At 34.3% G+C, this 23614-nt stretch carries 24 protein-coding genes; 15 read left to right on the top strand and 9 right to left on the bottom strand.

Annotation, left to right across the window (positions count from 1 at the left end):
* Positions 1 to 706: 706 nt before the first annotated feature.
* The 5 genes from V1503_RS01280 (at position 707) to V1503_RS01260 (ending at position 7457) form a co-directional block, all read left to right on the top strand.
* Complete coding sequence (locus V1503_RS01280) at positions 707 to 2146, top strand: carotenoid oxygenase family protein (RefSeq protein ID WP_410624210.1); 1440 nt, start codon at positions 707 to 709, stop codon at positions 2144 to 2146.
* Positions 2147 to 2342: 196 nt separating this feature from the next.
* Positions 2343 to 3560 carry an acetyl-CoA acetyltransferase gene (locus V1503_RS01275; protein ID WP_410624208.1) on the top strand — a complete coding sequence of 406 codons (1218 nt, stop codon included), beginning with the start codon at positions 2343 to 2345 and terminating at the stop codon, positions 3558 to 3560.
* 55 nt (positions 3561 to 3615) lie between these two features.
* Positions 3616 to 4806: an acetyl-CoA C-acyltransferase gene (locus V1503_RS01270; protein WP_410624206.1), complete on the top strand. Its 1191-nt coding sequence runs from the start codon at positions 3616 to 3618 to the stop codon at positions 4804 to 4806.
* Between the two features lie 130 nt (positions 4807 to 4936).
* The gene (locus tag V1503_RS01265; protein ID WP_410629362.1) at positions 4937 to 6085 is read left to right on the top strand and encodes an acyl-CoA dehydrogenase family protein; all 1149 of its coding nucleotides are present in this window, start codon (positions 4937 to 4939) and stop codon (positions 6083 to 6085) included.
* Between the two features lie 118 nt (positions 6086 to 6203).
* The gene (locus V1503_RS01260; protein WP_410624204.1) at positions 6204 to 7457 is read left to right on the top strand and encodes an ATP-binding protein; all 1254 of its coding nucleotides are present in this window, start codon (positions 6204 to 6206) and stop codon (positions 7455 to 7457) included.
* A gap of 203 nt (positions 7458 to 7660) precedes the next feature.
* Here the strand turns inward: V1503_RS01260 and V1503_RS01255 are convergent, their stop codons facing one another.
* Positions 7661 to 8419 (bottom strand): carbon-nitrogen hydrolase family protein, encoded by a 759-nt coding sequence (locus V1503_RS01255; protein WP_410624202.1) that lies wholly within the window; start codon positions 8417 to 8419, stop codon positions 7661 to 7663.
* A gap of 458 nt (positions 8420 to 8877) precedes the next feature.
* Here V1503_RS01255 and V1503_RS01250 point away from each other — a divergent pair, with 458 nt between their 5' ends.
* Both V1503_RS01250 and V1503_RS01245 read left to right on the top strand, forming a co-directional pair.
* Positions 8878 to 9372: a LiaI-LiaF-like domain-containing protein gene (locus V1503_RS01250; protein WP_214482169.1), complete on the top strand. Its 495-nt coding sequence runs from the start codon at positions 8878 to 8880 to the stop codon at positions 9370 to 9372.
* A gap of 67 nt (positions 9373 to 9439) precedes the next feature.
* Positions 9440 to 10021 (top strand): GNAT family N-acetyltransferase, encoded by a 582-nt coding sequence (locus V1503_RS01245; RefSeq protein ID WP_410624200.1) that lies wholly within the window; start codon positions 9440 to 9442, stop codon positions 10019 to 10021.
* 892 nt (positions 10022 to 10913) lie between these two features.
* On the opposite strand, the gene V1503_RS01240 is transcribed toward V1503_RS01245, so the two are convergent.
* A complete protein-coding gene (locus V1503_RS01240) occupies positions 10914 to 11183 on the bottom strand; it encodes a hypothetical protein (RefSeq protein ID WP_214482171.1) in 270 nt (89 codons plus the stop codon).
* 327 nt (positions 11184 to 11510) lie between these two features.
* Here V1503_RS01240 and V1503_RS01235 point away from each other — a divergent pair, with 327 nt between their 5' ends.
* A complete protein-coding gene (locus V1503_RS01235; RefSeq protein ID WP_410624197.1) occupies positions 11511 to 12314 on the top strand; it encodes an EcsC family protein in 804 nt (267 codons plus the stop codon).
* A gap of 512 nt (positions 12315 to 12826) precedes the next feature.
* On the opposite strand, the gene V1503_RS01230 is transcribed toward V1503_RS01235, so the two are convergent.
* Entirely contained in the window at positions 12827 to 13219 is a 393-nt protein-coding gene (locus V1503_RS01230; RefSeq protein WP_410624195.1) for a CPBP family intramembrane glutamic endopeptidase, read from the bottom strand.
* 486 nt (positions 13220 to 13705) lie between these two features.
* Here V1503_RS01230 and V1503_RS01225 point away from each other — a divergent pair, with 486 nt between their 5' ends.
* The 6 genes from V1503_RS01225 (at position 13706) to V1503_RS01200 (ending at position 18028) form a co-directional block, all read left to right on the top strand.
* Entirely contained in the window at positions 13706 to 13843 is a 138-nt protein-coding gene (locus V1503_RS01225) for a DUF6254 family protein (protein ID WP_214482174.1), read from the top strand.
* A 481-nt stretch (positions 13844 to 14324) separates the two neighbouring features.
* Positions 14325 to 14756, top strand: coding sequence for a DUF2383 domain-containing protein (locus tag V1503_RS01220; protein ID WP_410624192.1), 432 nt, complete (start codon positions 14325 to 14327; stop codon positions 14754 to 14756).
* 124 nt (positions 14757 to 14880) lie between these two features.
* Positions 14881 to 15471: a TetR/AcrR family transcriptional regulator gene (locus V1503_RS01215; protein ID WP_410624190.1), complete on the top strand. Its 591-nt coding sequence runs from the start codon at positions 14881 to 14883 to the stop codon at positions 15469 to 15471.
* A 201-nt stretch (positions 15472 to 15672) separates the two neighbouring features.
* Positions 15673 to 16380: an SGNH/GDSL hydrolase family protein gene (locus V1503_RS01210; protein WP_410624188.1), complete on the top strand. Its 708-nt coding sequence runs from the start codon at positions 15673 to 15675 to the stop codon at positions 16378 to 16380.
* A gap of 198 nt (positions 16381 to 16578) precedes the next feature.
* Entirely contained in the window at positions 16579 to 17397 is an 819-nt protein-coding gene (locus tag V1503_RS01205; protein ID WP_410629361.1) for an SDR family NAD(P)-dependent oxidoreductase, read from the top strand.
* A gap of 124 nt (positions 17398 to 17521) precedes the next feature.
* A complete protein-coding gene (locus tag V1503_RS01200; RefSeq protein ID WP_410624186.1) occupies positions 17522 to 18028 on the top strand; it encodes a ferritin family protein in 507 nt (168 codons plus the stop codon).
* Positions 18029 to 18430: 402 nt separating this feature from the next.
* Here the strand turns inward: V1503_RS01200 and V1503_RS01195 are convergent, their stop codons facing one another.
* The 6 genes from V1503_RS01195 to V1503_RS01170 all read right to left on the bottom strand — a co-directional run bounded on the left by V1503_RS01195 (position 18431) and on the right by V1503_RS01170 (position 22744).
* Positions 18431 to 19090, bottom strand: coding sequence for an ABC-2 transporter permease (locus V1503_RS01195; RefSeq protein WP_410624184.1), 660 nt, complete (start codon positions 19088 to 19090; stop codon positions 18431 to 18433).
* A complete protein-coding gene (locus tag V1503_RS01190) occupies positions 19087 to 19944 on the bottom strand; it encodes an ABC transporter ATP-binding protein (protein WP_410624182.1) in 858 nt (285 codons plus the stop codon). The genes V1503_RS01195 and V1503_RS01190 overlap by 4 nt, the downstream gene beginning before the upstream one ends.
* Positions 19945 to 19990: 46 nt before the next feature.
* Positions 19991 to 20122: a hypothetical protein gene (locus V1503_RS01185; protein ID WP_410624180.1), complete on the bottom strand. Its 132-nt coding sequence runs from the start codon at positions 20120 to 20122 to the stop codon at positions 19991 to 19993.
* Positions 20123 to 20218: 96 nt separating this feature from the next.
* Positions 20219 to 20524: a YfzA family protein gene (locus V1503_RS01180; protein WP_410624178.1), complete on the bottom strand. Its 306-nt coding sequence runs from the start codon at positions 20522 to 20524 to the stop codon at positions 20219 to 20221.
* 311 nt (positions 20525 to 20835) lie between these two features.
* The gene (locus V1503_RS01175) at positions 20836 to 22005 is read right to left on the bottom strand and encodes an ABC transporter permease (protein WP_410624176.1); all 1170 of its coding nucleotides are present in this window, start codon (positions 22003 to 22005) and stop codon (positions 20836 to 20838) included.
* Between the two features lies 1 nt (position 22006).
* Complete coding sequence (locus V1503_RS01170; RefSeq protein WP_410624174.1) at positions 22007 to 22744, bottom strand: ABC transporter ATP-binding protein; 738 nt, start codon at positions 22742 to 22744, stop codon at positions 22007 to 22009.
* 164 nt (positions 22745 to 22908) lie between these two features.
* On the opposite strand from V1503_RS01170, the gene V1503_RS01165 reads away from it, so the two are divergent.
* On the top strand, positions 22909 to 23610 hold the full coding sequence (locus tag V1503_RS01165; RefSeq protein WP_410624172.1) for a LytR/AlgR family response regulator transcription factor: 702 nt from the start codon (positions 22909 to 22911) through the stop codon (positions 23608 to 23610).
* Positions 23611 to 23614: the final 4 nt, after the last annotated feature.

Raw genomic sequence — 23614 nt, 5'->3', positions numbered from 1 at the left:
CTTGATGGAAAAGCGTTTTTTATGCTTTGTTAAATTTTATTGATATCAAAGTTTCATTTTCCGTTTCTCCTCGTATTTTATTGTATTATATTGGGGGGGTAAATTTCAAAATTATTAATCAAGGTTTAAATATTGAAAGTAAAGCATGATAAAAAAGTCTCATAATCATAAATCAGCATTTATTAAATGAGCTTATTTGTCTAAAAAACTCGAATTTTTTTACTAGATATAGCTTCGTTATTATGTCATTATTATGAATAATAAGTTATTTACTCAAGAGTAAGTAGGGTTGTTTCTAATTATTAAAAATCACCTATCTCGTTACCTACAAATTTATTAACTTCAACCATTATAACATCTATTCTCCAACTTTGATTTACGCTCTTTTCGTAACCGTTGTTACTATTTTTTAAAATGGACAATATGATGAGTATTATTAGAGCTTAATAATTGTAAAAGTAGAAAAGATGCCCCGAACACTAGATGTATGTGTACTTTTATCTAAGAAATCTGTAACAACAACCGATATGAAAACAGACTGGATTTAAGTAGGACTTACGCAGATGAATCTTCTAAACGCTTATGATGACTACTAATTAGTTTGTGTGGTTTTTGTCGCTTTTTCAGAAAATTTCTTATATAACTGATAATTCCGATTAACGACACGTATTGACAAGGTAATTATTTATGTAAAGGGGGAAAAAGGATGAAGATGAAAAATGATATGATTGATTTCGCACTAGAAACTAATGTGAATCCGTATTTATTAGGAAAATATGAACCTATACATGATGAAGTTTTTGTTGAAAATTTAGAAGTCATTGAAGGGGAGGTTCCTAAAGATATAAATGGAATTTATGTGAGGAATGGTCCTAATCCTAAATATGAAACGAGAGGAAGATATCATTGGTTTGACGGTGATGGAATGCTTCACTCAGTTCAACTTCGTGATGGAAAGGTAAGCTATCGAAACAGATGGATTAAAACAGCTGCTTTTGAAAGAGAAGCCGCTGTAGGAGAATCGATATGGTTTGGGCGTATGGAATCTATGGTGAAAAACCCAAAGGATATGCCACTGAAGGACACATCAAATACCGATGTTGTTTTCCATAATAAACAACTGATGACCTTGTGGTATATGTCAGGTAAACCATACAAAGTTGATCCTCAAACGCTTGAAACGTTAGGGATTGAGGATTTTGGAGGAAAATATAAAAATAATATATCAGCGCATACGAAGGTAGATGAACAAACAGGTGACTTAATGTTTTTTGATTATGGACCATTAAGGTCATCGTTGACATATGGAGTTGTATCTGCTTCGGGGATTTTAATGCATTGTGTAGATGTTGATTTACCTGGTCCACGCCTTCCTCATGATATGGCAATTACAGAAAATTACTCGATATTAATGGACTTACCGTTATTTGCGGACTCAAACGCAATTAGCAAAGGCCGATACAAAGTCGAATTTCATCGAGACGTTCCTAGTAGGTTTGGTATTTTTCCTCGTTTTGGGTCAAATGAAAATATTCGATGGTTCGAAGCCGAGCCTTGCTATATATATCACACGATCAATTCTTGGGAAGAGGGAGATGAAATTGTCTTACTCGGTTGCAGGGTTGAGGAACCAATGCCTGAAGTAACAAAAAATGCTTGTCCGCTTGCAAGAATGTTAGCCTATTTACAGTTAAATGCTAGGTTATACTATTGGCGTTTTAATTTAACGACGGGCGTGGTTAAAGAAGGATTACTTGATGATATTAATACGGAATTTCCTACTGTGAATTTAAACTTCGTAGGCAGAAAATCACGCTATACGTACAATGTTCATATTTCTAACGAACAAACGTTATCGTTTGATGGCCTTGTAAAATATGATACCGAAAAACAGAACTCTGAAACGCTCATGTTTGGGAAAGGACGATACGGAAATGAAGCAGCTTTTGCTCCACGGCAGTATTCAAATTCAGAGGATGACGGTTACTTAGTTACGTTTGTTCACGACGAAGTAGAAAATCAATCTGAGTTATTAATCATTGATGCCCTTAATTTTGCTAATGGGGCAATCGCAAGGGTGAAAATTCCAGTAAACATTCCGATAGGGTTTCATGCATGCTGGGTCCCGGGTGAAAAGATTGATTAAGATACTGAATAGTTAGTTAGCAGTAAAAAGATTTGCTTGTTTGAATTTCGTTTAAATAGGGTGCTATAGATAAAACAATTTGACTAAGTTTTTTTCGTGAACTTTAATGCTAATGTTACTAATAATTACGGGCCCCACAAAGGTTAGTTGTATACACGATGACTACTGCCTAGATGAAAATATAGGAGGCAATTTATTGTATATATTAGGAGGTTACCAAACAGATTTTGCGAAAAATTGGAGTCGGCTTGATTTAGCTGTATTTGACATGCTGAAGGAAGTAGTAGAAGGAGCATTGGCGAATGCAGATATTTCCCCCCTTGAAATCGATACTGCTCATATAGGAAATTTTGCGGGGGAACTATTTAATAAACAAGCACAATTAGGAGGTTTATTTGCAGCTATCCATCCAGATTTTGCTGGAATCCCAACATCACGCCATGAAGCTGCGTGTGCTTCAGGTAGTATGGCGGTACTTGCAGCTTCTCCTGAAATTGAGGCAGGACGTTACGATTTAGCTTGTATTATTGGAATAGAAGAGATGAAAAATGTTCCAGCAAGGAAGGCAGCAGAATACTTAGGGTCTGCATGTTGGCTAGGCAAAGAGGCGGTAAATGCAACATATCCATGGCCATATCTCTTTAGTGAAATTGCTGAAGAATATGCTAAAAGGTACGGGTTGTCTAATGTGCACTTAGCTGAACTTGCTAAGAAAAATTTGTATAATGCACAAAGTAACCCAAATGCACAAACAAGAAACTGGAAACTAGATAAAGAGAATTTTCTAGAAGATGAACAACAAAACCCGGTAATTGAGGGGAGGCTACGGCAAATAGACTGCGGAAGAATTACCGATGGTGCAGCATGTATTATTCTAGCTTCAGAAGCTTATGCAATTGAATATGCAAGGCGTAAAGACATTAGATTATCAACAATACCTAAAATTAAAGGGTGGGGACATCGGACTGCTACTATGCTGTTAAAGGATAAAATGCAAGAAAGTAGCGATTCACCGTATGTATTTCCTCATGTAAGAAGAACAATTTTAGATGCTTTGTTTAGATCGAATATTAAGAGCATTGATGAACTAGATGTAATAGAAACACATGATTGTTTTACGATCTCAGAATATTTGGCTATCGATCATTTTGGTTTAACAGCTCCAGGGAGAAGTTATGAAGCAATTGAATCTGGCATGATAGCAATAGATGGAAAGCTCCCAATTAATCCAAGTGGAGGGTTGATAGGGGCAGGTCATCCAGTTGGAGCAACAGGGGTTAGAATGCTTTTAGATGCTTATAAGCAGGTGACGAACACGGCAGGAGATTATCAGATAGAGGGCTCAAAAAATGTTGCTACGCTGAACATAGGTGGTAGCACAACTACAAGTGCAAGCTTCGTAGTAGGGGTGTAGCCTACTTCCCTATGTAATACACCATCAATTCTTTGTATATGAAGGTGGGGAGATAATGGAAGTATATATTTTTGATGCAATTAGAACACCGAGAGGTTCAGCCCGAAAAAATGGCTCTTTACGTTCGTTCAAACCCATCAATTTAATTGGTCTGTTGTTAAAAGAAATTGTCCGACGAAACGACTTCGATGCTAAGACAATCGATGATATAATTCTAGGCTGTGTTACCCAAACGAAGGAACAAGGTGCAAATATTGCTAGAGTAGCTGCACTTCATGCTGGGTTACATCATTCTGTTGGAGGGATGACGGTAAATCGATTTTGTACTTCTGGATTAGATGCGATCAGTATTGCAACACAAAAAATTGCAACAAAAACTGATCATTTAATCATTGCAGGAGGTGTAGAATCAGTTTCTCGCGTGCCAATGTTTTCTGATGAAGGGGCCTGGTTCACGGATAGTGAAGTAATGCAAACTACTCAGTTCGTTCATATGGGTGTTGCTGCGGATATTATGGCATCATTGTATTCAATTTCAAGAAGAGACGTTGATTTATATAGCATCGAATCGCACCGAAGAGCGAGTAGAGCTACGAGAGAAGGATATTTTACTAAATCTCTCATACCTGTGTCCGCACAAGATGGTAGTTTATTATTAACACAGGATGAATGTTTTTTAGAGCATGTTAACGATACAACTTTTTCTTCCATAGAACCGAGCTTTAAAGGAGGTGAAACAGACAAAACCATATTATCTTCTATACCATCGCTGACTGAGTTCACTCCTACACACCACTGGGGAAGTTCCCCTGCATTAGCTGATGGAGCTTCTGTCATTTTAATAGGTTCAAAAGAAAAAGGTGAAGAACTAGGGCTACACCCGAGAGCTCGAATACGCATGACTGCAACTACGTCGGTGCATCCTCTATTTCTTACAGGTGGACAACATGCACTTGCCAAAGCACTTGATAATGCAAATCTAACTGCCAAAGACATAGATATTTATGAGTATAATGAAGCTTTCGGCGCTACTGTCTTACACTTCATTAATGAATATAATCTTGATCATGAGAGAGTAAACAGCAATGGCGGCGTCATATCAATGGGGCATGCATTAGGTGCAACCGGGGGAATGCTCCTTTCTACTATATTGGACGAAATGGAGAGAGTAGATTATGAGCTTGGCGCAGTAGGGATAAGCGGTGGAGCAGGTGTAGGGTCAGCAATGATTATTGAACGAGTATAACTATACACACCTTTTAGATGTGTAGAATTGTAGCCATAGAGATTAATGGAAACGATAACATGGCTAAGTGAACCATTGTTATTGTATAAGATAATCATTATAAGGAGGAATGTTAGTGAGTACTACAGTTATGCAAGATCATAAATTGTTTAACAAGGAACACCATATATTTCGCCGTTCATTACGAAAATTTTTGGAGAAAGAAGCTTTGCCTTATTTTGAACAATGGGAAGAAGAGAAATGTATTCCTCGAACATTTTGGAAGAAGATGGGTGAACAAGGGTATTTATGCCCATGGGTTGACGAGAAATATGGTGGAATCAATGCAGACTTTGGTTACTCGGTTATCATTGGAGAAGAGCTTGACAAAATAGGGGGAGGCCTAGGAGGAATAGGCTTACATAATGATGTTGTTATGCCTTATATCGACTCCTATGGAACAGAAGAACAGAAGAAAAGGTGGTTTCCACCAGCTTTAACAGGTGATCTTATTTCAGCAGTCGCAATGACTGAGCCTGGCACTGGGTCAGATTTACAAGCTGTAAAAACAACAGCTATTCGTGATGGGGACTCTTACATTCTGAATGGTGAAAAAACATTCATAACAAATGGGATACACTCTGACCTCGTCATCGTCGTGTGTAAAACAGATCCACAAGCAGAACCCGCATATAAAGGTGTAAGTTTAATCGTTGTTGAAAATGGCACATCAGGATTCAAAAAAGGAAAGCAACTAAAGAAGGTTGGGCTACATTCCAATGATACTTCAGAGTTAATATTCGAGGATTGTCGTGTACCAGTTACGAATTTATTAGGTGAAGAAGGAAATGGCTTTTATTATCTTATGGAAAAACTTCAGCAGGAACGACTCGTTTTAGCAATCGCAACTCAGGCTTCATGCGAAAGGATGCTTGAAATAACAATAAACTATGTGAAACAGCGTGAGGCATTTGGTAGACCTATCGGTAAATTTCAAAACACGCGTTTTAAATTGGCAGAGATGGCTACTGAAATACAGATTGGTAGAACATTTGTAAATGATTTGATTAGCAAGCATATGAATGGTGAACATGTCGTTACTGAAGTTTCAATGGCAAAATGGTGGATAACTGACCTTGCTAAAAAGGTAGCGACTGAATGTATGCAGTTACATGGTGGCTATGGTTTTATGGAAGAATATGAGATTGCTAGAAGGTTTAGAGATGTACAAGTGGGCTCAATATATGCTGGTACAAACGAGATAATGAAGCAAATTATAGCAAAAAACATGGGGCTATAATGGACTAATTCCATAAAAACAAAATAATGTGCAAAAATAATTAATATGTAAACAGCACAAGTACCATGGACAAAATCCCTTTGAAGAAAGTAAAAAAAATGATGTGGAGAAAATTTTAATGTTAGCAGAAACGTTATTTTTACATGTATTAATTATTTTTGCACCAGTGTTATTTTATTTTGTTATTTTCGAAAACAAAAAACTAAATATCTTTAATCCTTATATATATGGTTTGATGCAAGGTACAGCAGCAGCGCTTTGTATGTTATTTTCAACATATAATTTTGGTTTGTATTGGGATTTAAGATATGTCCCTCTCGTATTATCATTTCTATACGGAGGACCAATTAGCGGGGGCATTGTAGTATTTTTTATTATTATGACTAGAACATATATGGGTGGAGAAGCTTTATTTTACGGATATATTAGCGTGCTGTTGGCAGCTTCCATTCCAATGCTCTTTTCTATGCGCTTTTGGAATTTTGAGAAGAGTAAACGTATTGTTATTGCAGTCATAGTAAGCTTCTGGCCTGCGTTTATTCAGCTTGGGATCTTAGTTAGTTGGCTTATATTTGATGGAAGTATAGATGGGGATGTTAAACAGTTACTTTTATATATTATTATATTTGGAATCATCCTTAACATAGGCATTGGATTTGCAGCTAAGCTGTATGAAGTAGTGATAGAAAGAGAAAGGATGAAACAAGAAATACAAAATGCTGAGAAATTAAACACAATAGGAGAGTTAGCTGCTTCCATCGCCCATGAAATTAGAAATCCATTGACAGTGGTTAAGGGGTTTCTTCAGTTAATGGAAAAACAACAAAAGAGTGAAAATCTGGAATATCTCAGAATCGTCCTTAGTGAACTTGGAAGGGCAGAATCTACTATTAGTGATTATTTGAATTTTGCGGAACCACAGTTTGAAAAAGTTGAGAGTTTCCCCTTAAATGAGGTTATTATTGATGTTTGTAAACTACTAGAGCCATTTGCTTTTAAAGAAGATATACAATTGAAAATTTCGTTGAACTCTAGTGATCATGTATTAACCGACCGAAATCAAATCAAACAAGCCTTCGTCAATATCATTAAAAACGCTATTGAGGCCTCGGAAAACGGAGGAAGTGTAAATATTACTGTAACGAGTGATGGTATGTACTTCTATATAATAATCAAGGATACTGGAAAAGGGATGACTAAAGAACAGCTTAATAGAATAGGAACATTATTTTATACAACGAAAGATAAAGGTACTGGATTAGGTACGATGGTTTCGATTAGAATAATACAATCAATGGATGGGAGAATTAGCTTTGAAAGTCAACCTGGTGTAGGCACAGAAGTAAAGATTATCATACCACAATTAAGGTAATAATAGTCCCAAACAAAGGTAAGGGACTATTATTGAATGGTTAAAAATAAAACCTTATTTTCTACTTTATACACATTGACTGTTGATTTTCATACATAGAAACAAACGATATACATTTGTAACAAGGATAATGCTATTAAATCATAGCTAACTAAGCTACTTTAGTAAAAATAGAATCAAAGCGTTTTGATTTAATATGGAGCTTATGATAATAAATCGGGTTTGAAACGATTTGCTAGCAACCTAGTCGCTAGCTTTGTGTCAATATCATAAACTAATAATTCTTGTGCATTTTGTTGTCCAACTATTAATCGTTCTCCGAATGGAGAGATTAAAGAAGAGGTGCTTTTTTGATTTTCTAAAGCATAATTTACACTTGCAAAATAAATGTCATTTTCTAAACTTCTACACACCATTGCTTGATTAAAAAATTCGGGATTATCAACACAACCTGTATATTGTGGGTGAAACACAATGCTTGCACCACGCATAGCTGCCCATCTAACAGTTTCTGGATATCTAAAACCTTCATGGCAAATGACAATGCCAAATTTCACATTATTAATTTCGAATATATAACGCCCATCTCCAGGGACATAACCGAAAAAGTCTTCGTCTGGAGCAATTTGGTTTTTAGTTTGATAACCTAGTATTTCACCATTATTATTTATTACAAATGCAACGATATGGAATCCAAGTTCATCTTGCCACTCCATGGGGATAATTACGGCAGTTTTTGTTTGCTTAGCTAATGAACAAATTTTTTCTAATGCAGAGATTTGAAAACTGTGATTATATTCATCAACTTTATAACCTACTCCTCTTAACCCAGGAATGATAGATTCAGGAAAGCAAATAAGGTCACAATGATGATGAGAGGTCTGATGTATCATTTGCTTAACTGTTTCTAACCCTTCGTTTGCTGATTTTGGAAACCTTGTTTGAGCCAATCCGATTTTCATAACCAAAACCTCCATTTATGTAAATAATAAATAAATAACCTTTTTTCGTTAGGTTCTTTTCGTAAACATTAATGTTTTTTTGACTTCATTTGAGACCCTGTTAGGAAGGTGCATTTTCAAGGTATCTAGAAGAAATGATGTCCCGAAATTCAAGGTGTAACCCGCTTAGTTTTCTTAGTACATAAAACAACAACCAGTGAGAAGAAATGGAGTCAGGAGTGCAAGGTTGATATAAAACGATCATTACTAATTAAATTTAGTATATCATAAAGAAAAAAGTGGAAAAGACTTACTATTAACATATGAAGTGGAAAAGACTTAATCGTTGTATAGAGCTCTTAATGATGAAAAAGCTTGTTTGGATGATTATGGGTTGTAGACTAACAATTCCCAAGAATATGAATTATAATAAATATATAAACATACGATTGTAGTACGATCAAGAGGGGGAGATAGTAATGAGTAGAATAACTAGCGGCTTGTTATTGATAATTATTGGTATCTTTTTTTTGCTAGATACATTTGATGTAATCAATAATTTTTGGGTAACTCTTTGGCCTTTGACATTAGTAATTGTTGGTCTTGGATTTCATATTGGATTTTTCGCAGGGGGAGCTAAAAGGAGCTCTGCTGGGGTTCTCGTTCCTGGCGGTATCTTACTCGTTATTGGCTCAGTAATGCTCTTTCACACAACATTCGGTTGGGGTTATGCTGTAAATACTTGGCCTATATATTTGCTGGCAGTTGCTTTAGGGTTATTTGAATTATGGCTATTTGGAGGTCGGGAAAACGGTTTACTAATCCCAGTCTCTATATTATCATTTCTAGGTATCTTCTTTTTTATCGATAACTTATTACCAATATCAATTTTTGAGTTTTGGCCTGTAGTGCTGATTATAATTGGACTTGGTATGTTATTTAGTACCAAAAAGAATAAAAATATGGACATCTAATGTATTGCGTATGTTCAACAAAAGAAGATTACTCCTAAGTTGAACAGTCTTTGAAAGGAATTTGCAAATGAAACTAGTCGGAAATAAAGTAAAATTAAGATCAATTGAACAGCAGGATTTACCAACATTATGGGATTTTATCTACGGTGAAGATGAACCAGAATGGAAAAAATGGGATGGACCTTATTTTCCTTTAGCAAAAGAAAGTTTAGAAGAGTTTAAAGTAAGTACGTCAAAGAAAATGCAAGAAGCGAGTTTGTTTGCAATCGAGGTGAATGGCAAGCTAGTAGGTACAACAACTTATTATTGGGAATATAAGCCAACTCGATGGCTTGAGGTTGGCATAATTATTTATGACCCAAATTATTGGAGCGATGGTTATGGAACGGATGCTTTAGTATTGTGGGTGACAGAAATGTTTAAACGTTTTCCTATCGAACGGGTTGGTTTAACAACTTGGTCAGGTAATGAACGAATGATGAAATCAGCAGAAAAGCTTGGAATGAAGCTTGAAGGACGTTTGAGAAAGTGTCGTTACCATAACGGTATTTACTATGATTCTATTAAGATGGGTGTTCTACGTGATGAATGGGAGAAGCTGTACAATGTTGATTTGAGTGATATTCATAAGGAACAGCCGCAACCGTAAAAGAGACTATTTTTTACAATAGTGAAGGAATAAGCCTTTGAATGGAAAATACATATTCTTACATGAAGTCATCATGTTTTTTTACGGAGATTTTCATATTGTTTGTTAATTGTGGATCTGAAAATTTAGACGTCCCAATATGAAAGTTTTGGAGTTATTTCTCGGCTCTAATTACGAAAAGCAACAACTAATGCGAAGATAGTTTTTACTATGGCTCTTTCGTAAATAGTGTTTCTTTTTTAGCTATATATATTTAACTGATGTGTGTTAAGTGGTTTTTATATCTTTAGAGAAGAAAAGATGCCCCGAAGGCAAGAGGTATATGTGCTTAAAACATTGACCGAAAAGCAACAACTAATGCGAAGATAGTCTTTACTAAGGCTCTTTTCGTAAACAGTGTTTCTTTTTTACCTATATATTTTTAACTGATGTGTGTTAAGTGGTTTTTATATCTTTCGAGAAGAAAAGATGCCCCGAAGGCAAGAGGTATATGTGCTTAAAACATTGACCGAAAAGCAACAACTAATGCGAAGATAGTCTTTACTAAGGCTCTTTTCGTAAACAGTGTTTCTTTTTTACCTATATATATTTAACTGATGTGTGTTAAGTGGTTTTTATATCTTTCGAGAAGAAAAGATGCCCCGAAGGCAAGAGGTATATGTGCTTAAAACATTGACCGAAAAGCAACAACTAATGCGAAGGTAGTCTTTACTAAGGCTCCTTTCGTAAACAGTGTTGCTTTTTTTACATATATATATGTTTAACTGATGTGTGTTACATGATGTTTATAGTCTTTGGAGAAGGCAAAATGCCCCAAATGTTAGTTATATACTTGTTAGGATCTAAATAGGAAAAGCTACAATTAATGTGAAAGCAAAAAATGAGGTCTAGCTCAATATTTTTTAACTAGACCAATAGTTGTTGTGAACATCCCTCCTAAAGTAGTTAAGATCCCAACAGATAAGCAACTAGCAAAATATAATTTAGTAGCCAATAACATTTCACTCGGTTCAGGGCTTCTTACGGATGAACGACTAAAAAATTTATTACGCATGAGATAATCTGCAAAACTATAGCTTTTAAATATAATTATGATACCAAATAATATTAAACCAGTTCCTGCAACAATAATAATAATCTTTGAAAGATCCTTTTGTGACAATACAATCCCCCCCTAGAGAGTATTTTAGTGGAACAATCTCCCAACGTAAATCTTTTTTACTCATTTTTACAAAATTACGATACTAACCGTTAAAAATTCACACTAAAATAATAAAGGCGATTGATGGAGAAGTATAGTTTTTTCGTTGTTCTGACTTATAGGACAAATTGTAGAATTACATAGAGTTAAGAGTTTGAATTAATTGGTTTTGTCTGATTGATAGTGTGACAGTATAAAGGGATTGTATAACACACTTTAAACCTTTATTATTTTAGTACGTATGTTAGTAAATCAACAATAATTCCATCTTTGAAAGGATGCACATAAATGATCGAAACGATAGCATATTTAAGAAACGAGCTAAAGACTTGTGAAGACTGGGAAAAAGATCAGAGTGATTTATGGTTTTGGGATAAGCTCGGACGGCTACCTTTCAAACTGATTGACAGATTCACACCTAAATTCATCCAAAAGAAGGTTGGATTGATTCTTGATGAGCTAGGGTCATATATCCAATCAGGAGGCACGTATTTAAGCTCGATAGCTGCTTTGAAAAATTATTATCCCAATCAAAATATTCTAACTTTAGAGGATGTAGAAAACCTGCCTATTGCGAGTATGGATGAAGCTGCTGCAAGGCTTTCAGTAAATCGAAAAAGAGCAGCCACATTGCAGGGGGCAAGCACTGGAGTTGGAGGTATATTCACTCTAACTATTGATATACCTATGTTGCTCGGCATCCAATTAAAAACTCTTCAAGACATAGCGATTTGTTATGGTTTTGATCCTGCTGATAAAAATGAAAGAATTTTCATCGTGAAGGTTTTGCAATTTATTTCTGCTGATATTGTTGGCAAAAAAGCTATTTTACAGCAGTTGTCGATGTTCGACTCTAATCAAAATGAACAAAGCAGAGAAGTTGTTTCAGAACTTCAAGGATGGAGAGAGGTTGTATTTTCATATCGTGATCAGATTGGCTGGAAGAAGCTTTTTCAAATGATCCCGATTGCTGGACTCCTGTTTGGTGCTTTTATAAATCGCTCTGCAGTAAATGATATAGCCGAAGCAGGAACCATGATGTATCGTAAGAGGGCAATCCTTAAGCGTATAAAGTTGAAAGAAGAAGAATAACAGATAAGAGCAGGGGAGAGTATGTCTTCTTCTATATTGAAGGGAATACGAACATTTAAAGAAACAAAGTTAAAATAGTCTTACATAACATTAAAATGAATTTATAAATAGAAGGAGTATTGAATTGGGGATAGTTCAAATAAACGTACTATGACTAATCAGTAGTATAGTAATATTAAACATTGGGTTTAATATAAGAAAAAGGTGGCTGATTTGTCTAGCCATCATTTTTCGTGGATATCAATTGGCTTCTTTGGAATATGATTTATCCATACAATACCTAAGATGCCGAGTGATTTTCATTGAAAGGTCACTAATTTAAAGCTCTGCAATTAGATGGGCGATTTGAGCAAGTAAAACGAATGTTAATACTATATGTTGTCATAGAACATAGGAGACAATGTCTTTACGAGCAAGAAAAGCACGTAGTTATTTAGCATCCTTTCCATGTATTACAGCGACGTTGGTTCAAACCACCATCTAGTTGCTAAAAATCCTTTTCGAAAAAAACTTTATGAAAGTGGGAAAAGTATGACTAAAAACAAATCAAAAATTATATGAGAACTGATAAGTAAAACCATATTCCTTTTCCAAACATATAAACTACCCCATATTATACCTCCGATTAAAGCTGCAAGAACTAAAACAATATTACCTGCATAAATGTGTGCAGATGCGTATAAAATAGCTCCTGCAAATATGGCTTGTTCTGGCTTAATTAAATATGAAAGACGTTGTTGAATCAAGCCACGCCAAAAAAGTTCTTCTCCAGGGATAATAACGCAAAACAATACAATATAGTGCCACCAAAGGGTTGGATTTACTGTTTCATAAAGGGCTTGAATTTGATTAATGAATGGTAATTGTAAAATTATTATAACTACCTTTCCAACTACAAATAACAAGTACAACGCTACTCCTGAGCAGCAACCTATTATTAAACTCCTTATCCAACTACCTTCAAAGTGCATTCTTTCAATATTTATCGATATGTAAGATAATACGAACAGCGATATTGGAAGTGTGTACCAAAATAATGGTAGAAAACGAAAGGCTATAAATAATAATAAGTGTGCCAAAAGGATGATGTATAAAAATTTGCGATCTTTAATATCGGTACCCCCACTTTCAAATGAATGGTGCTTACAAAATGGTTAGAAGAACAAATTCTCCTGAATAATCAATTATCCTGATCAATCAGACAGATTTTTATAAAGAATGCTCCCATTGATTATTGTATTTCATATTAATTAATAACGATATAATCAGTTCGAATCATGATGTTTTTCTTCTTTAAGACGATGAATCTCCGATTTAAATTAGTAACAAAGAATAATAATGTACTTACATTGACATCATAACAAAGGACAAGTATTCATAGGAGGTTTTTTATGACACAGTCAAAAGGGCAACAAGAAAGACAATGGTCTGTTAGGAAGCAATCTCAAAATCCACACGGCAAAGTAAAATCGTATGATGAACTAGTGAATGAAGCTACAACAAATAAAAATAGGAATGAAAAACAGTAAGTAAAATTTCTACACGCACTTTCTTGTTAGTGCGTGTTTTTATCATTTATCGGTCAAAAGGCACTCACTTCAAACTGAAACTATGTGAAGACAGTGAAGGTTAAATAGGGAATGACCATTGTACCCCAATCTAGAAAAATAGAATATGTAACTCAGCTCTAACCCTTAAATCGTCTCTTTTTTCACAATGACTCGTATTTTGCATGCATCAATCGTTCAGCTTCGGTTTTCGTGATAATTATAGAACTGTCATTTCTATATTAAAATAGGAACAATATAAATTACAAACAATCATTTAATTTTGGGTTTTTAATATCAAGTATTTTTTTGTGAAGAATTGAATATTTATCTCTTATTTCAACCTGTAGTTAATAATTGTGCGAGAAAAAGAGATGAGGTATGTATAGCATGTCCTATACAACTTATGTATATGATAAATATTGATTTGATCATACTATGCACATATAAGGAGGGATATATGATGGAGAACAACGTAGTTATTAAAGAATTAAATGCATTATTGAAAGGAAGATATATGGGTATACATGCTTATGAAAGCTATATGCAAAATGTAAAAGATGATGAATTGAGAAAGGATCTACAACAAATACAACAAAATCATAAAGAACATGCAAATCTACTAGCTGAAAGGATTCAAAACTTAGGAGGTAAGCCTGTAGATAATCCTGGTATTGTAGGTAATGTAAAAGAACTTGTAAGTGAAATCAAGGGATTTCCCGATACAAAAGAAGGAATTGTTCAAGGGCTTATTGAGGGTGAAAATACCTATTCAATTAAAATGTCAGAGGATATCGTAAGAGGAGATTTGGATGATGAAAGCTTAAAAATAGTTGAGAAAATCATTGATGAAGATAGGAGTCATGTTCAGCAATTAAAAAATATTCTTCATTAAATAATATAAATAGTATGATCCTATGCTTAATTGTTTGAAAATTCTTGAATAGTACCTAATGATATGGTACTATTTTTTTGAACAATCGTTCAAATGTATGTAAATTTCATTATGGAGTGATTATTTGGATAAGAAAAACTTGCCAAAAGAAGATGCTAAGTCGAAAATTATCTCACATGCAACTTCAATATTTTCTCAAAAAGGCTATGCGTCTACTTCGATAAGCGATATATCCAAAGCAACTGGTTTAAGCAAAAGCCATATTTATTATTACTTTGAAAATAAGGAGATGCTATTTATATTCTTAGCTAAAAAATCAATGACCGAATGGAGGGAGAAATGGCAACGCACATCAATTTCATTTGAAAATGCAACTGAGAAACTGTATGGAATAGCTAGACATGTGTTATATAATTTTGAAACCCCATTGCTACAAGCAGGAAGAGAAATGGCTACTAACGATCAAGTGGATCCTAATACTGTTCAAAACTTATATACAGACCTTGCTGCTGTTCCCTTTGAAACTTATCTTGAAATATTTCAAGAAGGTCTTGAGGCTGGAGAATTTTTTATAAAAAACATCCAAGAGACAACAATGTTATTTAGCTCCTGGATGGGCGGTTTATGTGCATCAATTGGTATTCTTGAATTTGAAACTTTAGAAAAACTTTTTATTGAAGCCGTGACTATATTTTTGGAATCAATTAAACCTTAACAACAACGATATTTTTTTAATAGAAATTGAACGAACGTTCAAATAATATACATGTGAAATCATCATTCCTTCTTAGCCCTTTCTTGTCGTCTACTTGATGCATGAAAGAATAATTGAGTTGGGCTCCAGCTATTTCTGACGTAAACTTTAATGAGATGAACGAAACTGTGTTTTTAAAACAATTTAAAGGAGGAGCAATTAATGCGTATTTCTTTAATAGGAGATAGTTTAACTGAAGGAAAACCAGGTATTTCTTTTTCATCAATTCTACAAAAGAGAAATAAAGATATCTTAATAGATAACTATGGAAAAGCAGGGGATACGGTAATCAGCTTAAACAAACGTTTAGCAAATACAACTTTTCCTTACGAATACGATTTAACGTTTTTATGGATAGGAATCAATGATGTATATTCACAATTATTAGGTGTCAAACCACAGCCTTTTGCAAAAAATCATCAAGAATTTAAGCAATACTATCATCAGATTCTTCATATCTTGTCTGAATCATCAACTAAGATTGTCACTGTCACACCTTCAGTTATAGGGGAGAAATTGGACAATGATGCTAACAACACATTGAAGCAACTATCTTCTTTAATTCATACGATCTCTATACAATACGATAATGTAGCATGTTTAGATTTACATTCCCTCTTCAAAAACGAACTCCATGGTCTTAATACTTCAAATTATATATCTACTAGTGCTATTAAAATTTTATTTGATGTTCTCCTTTATAAAAAAGCTGTACGAATTGATCATATTTCATCAAAAAGGGGGTTATACCTAACTCTTGATGGCGTTCACTTAAATTCTGTAGGAGCTACATTCGTCGCTGAGCAATATGAGAAAATGGTCAACACGTCAATACAAAATGATGTACAAAAGGCTGATGTTATTAATTAGTACTGTTATTAATTGTTGTTCCTTTCAATGGGTGTATATATTAGAAATCCTGTTACGAAAAACATATTAGACTGCTGATTAGTTTTGTATGAAAGCCAATTTTCTACAAAGTTTATAGTCATAATAAAAAATCGTTTCTGATGTAGATCTGTTTTTACAGCAAGCTATAAATCTCATTAAATCGGAGGGTTTTACATGATGAGCGGTAGAAAGGTAGCGATTGTAACTGGTGGTGCATCAGGAATAGGGAAGGCAATTTGCAATGAATTAGTCTCAAGGAACGTGTTTGTAGTCATAACAGATATTAATGAGAAAAACGGAAAGTGTACTGAAGATGAACTAAACAAAGATGGTGTAAATGCTAAATTTATATGTTTAGATGTAACAAATGAGAAAATGGTAAGGAGCGTTTATTCAGAAATATATAGTGAGTTTAACAGGATAGATTATATTTTTAATAATGCGGGTTTTGCGATGTATGGTGAACTATATGATATGTCCATTGAACATTGGGAAGACATTGTGGACGTAAATGTGTGGGGGGTTATTTATGGAACGCAATTTGGTTATCAATTAATGAAGAAACAAGGCTGGGGTTATATAGTTAACACTGCATCTGCTGCTGGACTGGGCCCTTCTCCATTAAGTGCAGCATATGCTACAACAAAACATGCAGTAATTGGTTTAACTACATCTCTTCATTATGAGGCTGAAAATTACGGAATTAACGTAAGCACACTATGTCCTGCATTCGTTCGAACATCAGCGTTTGACAATGCAAAAGCAATTAAAATGGACAAACGAATGATGACTAATCAACTTAAAAAACAAAAAATGATGTCTCCAGAGAAACTAGCAACAGTAGCTATAGACGGTGTGCACAAAAATAAACCGATAATTTGTCCACTGCCAATGCGAAGAACGATAGATATTATGTTTTTGTTGTTCCCGGTTGCACATAGATTGTTAATGAGATTAGTATGTAAAGTTGGACGAGAGGCGAAGGTCACTACGTAAATAGTCTTTGCGCTTCCTCAAAGATTAGCTTAATATTAATTATCAACATCTTATCAATTGACAGGCACATGCCTAGTTTTTTTTTCGTATGATACATATATGAAAATGAAGGAAGGATGATTGTATGTATTATTACACTCCACAGTACCCGAATCAACAAGCTCTTGTCCACCCTCAACAACGACATTTAAATACACAAGTAAATAATCGATCTGATCATGAAGTCAATACACAGCAAGTTGTTGAAGCTTTAAATGAAGCTGTAATAGGTGAAGCAACAGCAATTGATTTTTATGAAAGATTATTAAAGGCTGCACCGAATGAGCAACATAAGAAAGATCTTGCACATGCTTTAGAAGATGAACGAGATCACCTCAAATTATTTGCAGACTTGTACACCGTTTTAACTGGTAATGAGCCTAAATACAAAATTGATAAGGTCGTTTTTAGAACATATCGTGAAGGGTTAAAGCTTGCTTATGAAGATGAACTAAAAGCTTATGAATCATACCGTAATAGCTACTTGTTAACAAAAGATTTAAGAGTTCGTGATACATTCTTTCGAGCATTCACAGACGAAATCGAACATGCAATCCGCTTCGGTTTTCTGTTGTCAAAAAGCAGGCGATGACCGAAGAGTAGATTTAAGAGTTCAATTTTAAAAGTGAATGAAGTGAATTCAGATGACTTTATTCACTTTTTTTTTGCTACTAAGTAAATTTCTCCTTGTTTTAATGATGGCGATGTAAATTACTCCAACATATTTTATTTTAAAAAATCTAAAGTTTAATACAATTGTTCAATGTATCCATTACAACAAATAGATTTACTCTATTTAACCTGCTTTTTTATCAGGAAGCTATTTTACAGAGAAGTCTAGAATAATTGCTTGTAAACACAATAAACCCTACAGATGGGTTATTCTAATAGAACACCCCCTGTAGGGATTTTGTCTACAACAATTAGGACACGCTTTGACGCTTGGGACTTTGATGTCCTATCTTTCTCATTTTAGATATACAAGTTATGCCACTCAAAACTCTTTTCTTTTATAAATATGAAGCGCTATCGTATAGGATACAATGAAGAGTACTAGTGCAACTATCCAAAAAAGAGTCGAAAATAACAACTCCACATTTACGCTTAGCATAGATTCAGATGATACATTTTTCCAAAAGAATTCAAACCACCCGCTACTAAGAAAAAACACCACAATTCCTGCAGTTACACTAATTATTTGTATCATATCGGATTTTTCTACTCCTAAATGGTACGTAAGTGGAAATGAACAACCACCTAATAAAAGAGCCAATCCAACACCTTTAAGTAACCAGGTAATTGAATAGACATTTAATATATCCCCAATAAATAGTTCGCTCAACACGAATACGATAACCACAACTAATGAACCAATAAACACCATAATGGAATAAAAAAGATATTGGCTTCGCACAATATGACTTCTTCTCAATGGTAGCGTATTCATAAATTTATTCCATCCAGAAATCGCATCATGCTTGACTCCCTCAAATGCAGCTTGGGCTATGAGGAGAACTGGAAGAATTCCAGCAAAACGTAAAGTTAGCTGATTTTGTATAAAGAGCAAAATTGCAGTTATTACAACACTCAACACCAAATAGAACTTAAAACTTCTTTCAACAGTATAATACTGTTTTAACAACAAAGCTTTCATGTTTTTTTACCTCGCATTAATAAAAGTGTCACATCGTCAATGGAAAAATTTTTTCTCGTTATTGACGGAGAAACTCGCTCTAGATCACTAATAAGCACATCAACTGTATCATCATTCTTTTCATAAGCAACAATCACATCTGACTCAATTTGCTCAAACTCCCTATATTTACATTGCAAGATTGCATATTGTGATAGCAACGTCTCTTTATTAACTTGTAGCAGAATTTCGCCGTCTCTAATAAAAATTAAAGCATCTGCTATTTTTTCAATATCGCTTGTTATATGCGACGATAACAAAATACTACGCTGTCCATCTTTCACATACTCCTTTAACAATTGTAATAAATTCTCTCTACTCGATGGATCAAGACCCGCTGTTGCTTCATCTAAAATGAGTAACTTCGCATCATGAGACAAGGACACTGCTGTAGATAGCTTCATAGACATCCCTCTTGAAAAGTCACTAATCTTCTTATTTTTCGGTAAAGAAAAAAGGTCAATATATTGATTAAATGTTTTTTGATCCCAATTCTGATAAATATGCCGAAATACTTTTCCTAATTTTTCGATATTTAATTGCCCAGGCAAGTACATTTCATCAAAAACAGCACCTATATCTTCTTTTAAATAGAACTTATTTGAATCAAGTTCTTCTCCGAAAATCCTGATGAACCCTTCATCCTTATGTAATGTACCTAAAATCAATCCCATTGTTGTAGATTTTCCTGCCCCATTTTCTCCGATAAATCCGATAATAGTACCATAAGGAATGCTAAAAGATACATTTTTTAACATAAAATTTTTATCTACATAACGTTTGCACAATCTTTCTACTTCTAAAACATTTGCCATATATACTCTCCTTCTTAACAGCATAGTAGTGATGCAAGCAATAGAGTTACATCAAAACCTTTTCTATAACAGAACAATCGTTTTTTAATTGCTCACCACTAACATCTGCATAAACCATTTGTAACGTAGGATCCCACTTCTTAAATAGTTCTACGGAAAAGTTGATTCCCATCATCAATAGATTAGCTTCTTCCTGAAATGAAAAACTTGTATTTGTCTGCTAATAAAAACCCAATATATGTTCACTTAATAATAGGTATCTGTATCTGGTTCTTTATTTTTTTGATAACATAAGTGACAACATGTCCCGTACTGCATGAACCAGCAAAGCAATAACATAAATTGTCATGAACATATTAAAAAATGGAAAGGAATAGGGAGCAATCCATTGTGTAAATAGTTTCGAATCCAGAATCCATCTCCCAAACTTGGCAATTAAATTATCACTATCATTAATATTTGGCTCTAGGAAAGTGCCATCAATGGCGATAAAGATCAATTGAACAATTAAAAATACCCCAATCGTTATCATCCAGCGCTTTGCTAGGCTAGTATTATATGTTTTTTTTGTACCTGACATTTTACCCCTTCTTTTCTTACGTTCTATAATTTTTAGTTCCTTCAAGCATCTGTTGGTTCAATGAAATTACCCAACCTACAGAGTCTATTAAATCAAGTTACTCGGTTTTACTAAAACACTACAAAAATATCACTCAACTTTAGCACATGGAAATCCTCAGATATTGAATTTCTAAAAGGTTTGACATCATTTCACCCTAATCTTATTAAATCAGGCGGAGCAGTCTCCACCTGATTTACTGATCTTTATGTTTACTAGAACGAGTTCACTGACTTGATGTTAAATGATCACATATAGGTGAAGCTAGTATGTCAGGCCCCTTTTCCTAATACCCATCGATCTTTTTTAAACATAAGTGCGCCAAGTAAGAACAAGATAGCGATGACAAGAACTGAGCTTCCTACTACCATTCCTATGCTTTCAATAGAATACACGCCGAAAATTAATTGTTTAATTAAGGCGAAAATATTGAAAAAAGGAATGAGGAAATGGATTGTAGTTAATTCATTTACAGATAAGCCCATTAGTAAAAAGAATGGAATCATCGCTAACATAGACAAAGGCGAGATGTAATTTCCAGCTTCCTTAACGGTATTTGCTAATAGACTTAGCATCATCATTATGCTAGAAATTAAGGGTGCAAAAGCTAAAATTCCGATACTCATAACCCCAATGAATGGAGCCACTTTGTCGTCTGGTATAACATTCGTTAGTCCTTCGGTAAATAATTTCGTCGTAATAACGAACATCACTGTCGCAAAAATTCCACTAAACGTACTTAAGGTAGAAACGGTTAGCCATTTACCAAAAAGTATGTTTGTGCGTTTCACTGGTGTCATTAATAATGCTTCCATCGTGTTCCTTTCTTTCTCCCCTGCAAATAAATCATTACTAGTAGGAATACCACCCGTAATAATAGACATCACAATAATTAGTGGAGCAAGAATGCTTAGGAGAAAGCTTGATGTATCTTCCTCAGATTCAGAAATGCTATTAATGGAGAAATGAAATGGCTCAAATGCGTCAGCGTCTAGATTATAATCTTCATACCTCTTTTGCTGGACGGTTTCTTTTAAAGTGTTTAGATGAGAGTTTATCGTACTGGTAGCTAGCTCGCCTTTTTGACTAAATTGATCTACGTATATATCAATAGTTGGTGAGCCACCTTGTTCAATCTGGTCAAGAAATCCTTGATCTGGATATAAGGCAATCGTTGCTTCTCCGTCTTTCACAGTTTGGATAGGATCAGTCACCTTGGACACTGTAATACTTTCTAAATTTGAAAACCAATCATATGTTTTATCATCTATCGTGTTCTCTACAGCAACTGTATAGTTTTCGGTTGAATCTTTAAAGAAGAATGCCTCGTAGAAAAACACCATTCCTAAGCTAAATAACATTGGAATGAGAATACTAAGCATGATTGTCTTACGATCACGAAGCGAGTCAATTAATTCTTTCTTAAAAATTGTCCAAATCACTTTAAGCACCTCTCACTAATCTTGACATGAATATATAATTTAAATCATCACTTTCTTCTTGTTTATAAAGTTCATCAATAGCACCTTGATATACGAGCTCACCTTTATGAATCATAATAATTGACTGACATAACATTTTAACCTCTTCCATAATGTGGCTAGAGAAAATAATTGTTTTACCTTCTTTACGTAGCTGATGAACTAATTCACGAAACATATTTGCTGACGTAATATCAAGACCTGTAGTAGGTTCATCAAATAAAATAATGTCAGGATCATGAATGAGTGTCCTAGCAATTGCTACCTTTTGGCGCATTCCTTTAGAGTATCCGCCAACTTTTCTGTCGATATAATCCTTCATACCAAAACGTACAGCTAATTGATCGATACGGACATTCGTTTCGTGCTTACTAATACCGTAAAGTGAAGCGAAATAAGCTAAATTTTCTCTTGCTGAAAGGCGATCATACAATCCAGTCTCACTGCCGAATAAAACGCCGATTTGCTGCTTTATACCCATTGTTTTCTTGGATATATCAATACCATTAATCTTTATAGATCCATTTGTAGGCTCCATAATTGTTGATATCATTCTTAACAAAGTTGTTTTCCCTGCACCATTTTCTCCTAATAGACCAACGATCTCACCCTTTGAAATAGAAAAAGAAACATCCTTTACAGCCGCAATCGTCTTCTTCTTTTCCATAAATTGTTTGGATACGTTTTTCACTTCGATCATCTATCGTTCGCTCCCTTCATTTGTAACTGTCTTCACTTTACAAAACCTTATGAATTTTACCAACCATGTTGTCGTGAAACATTCTTTTCCTGTCGTGAATATTCCATTTATGGTATTTTATTTATGTTAGGATATAAAAAACAGATAAGTTTCGGAGTGAGTATATGGTGAAGGTTGGTCTAGTTGACGATCATAAGTACGATTTGGAGAAACTTGAAGCATTATTAAGAAATGAAGAGATGTTCTCGATTCATTTTTCAACAACTGATTCTGAAGAAGCTTATGAGTTGATAAAGAAGAATGAGATAGATCTCCTGATCACCGATATTGAAATGCCTAAGCTTTCAGGTTATGAATTAGCTGATTTTATTCAAACTTATGCCTTGGACATAAAAGTAATTTTTTTAACTGGTCATAGTGGATACGCTGTTCATGCATTCGAATTGGACGTTCTTGACTATATTTTAAAGCCATATTCTAAAGATAGATTAATAAAAGGTATGAATAGATATACAAGGCATTTGGCACCTACAAAAGATGAAGGAAAGTTAGTGTTAAAACAAAAATCTGAAATGAACTTCATTGATAAAAAAAGCATTCTCTTTATTGAAAGAACAGGTCGATCATCAAAGTTAGTTACTATAGAAGGAGAGTTTGAAACGTACCAATCTCTAAGTGATTTAGAAGGTCAGTTGAATAACCGAAATTTCATTCGCTCTCACCGATCTTTTATTATTAACCTACATTACGTAAAAAATTTCTCAATATATGCTAAAAATTCTTTTTCTATCTCTTTTCAGCATACGAATCAAACAGCGATTATTACCAAAAGTAAACTTGAATACGTGCAAGAAAATTATTTTTAAAGGG

Origin of the sequence: Nanhaiella sioensis (genome assembly GCF_046557775.1) — a bacterium.
In the GTDB taxonomy this organism is placed as follows: Bacteria; Bacillota; Bacilli; order Bacillales; family SM2101; genus Nanhaiella; species Nanhaiella sioensis.
Note: the sequence above shows the minus strand (reverse complement) of the source record. Positions and strands in the feature narration are given on the sequence as shown.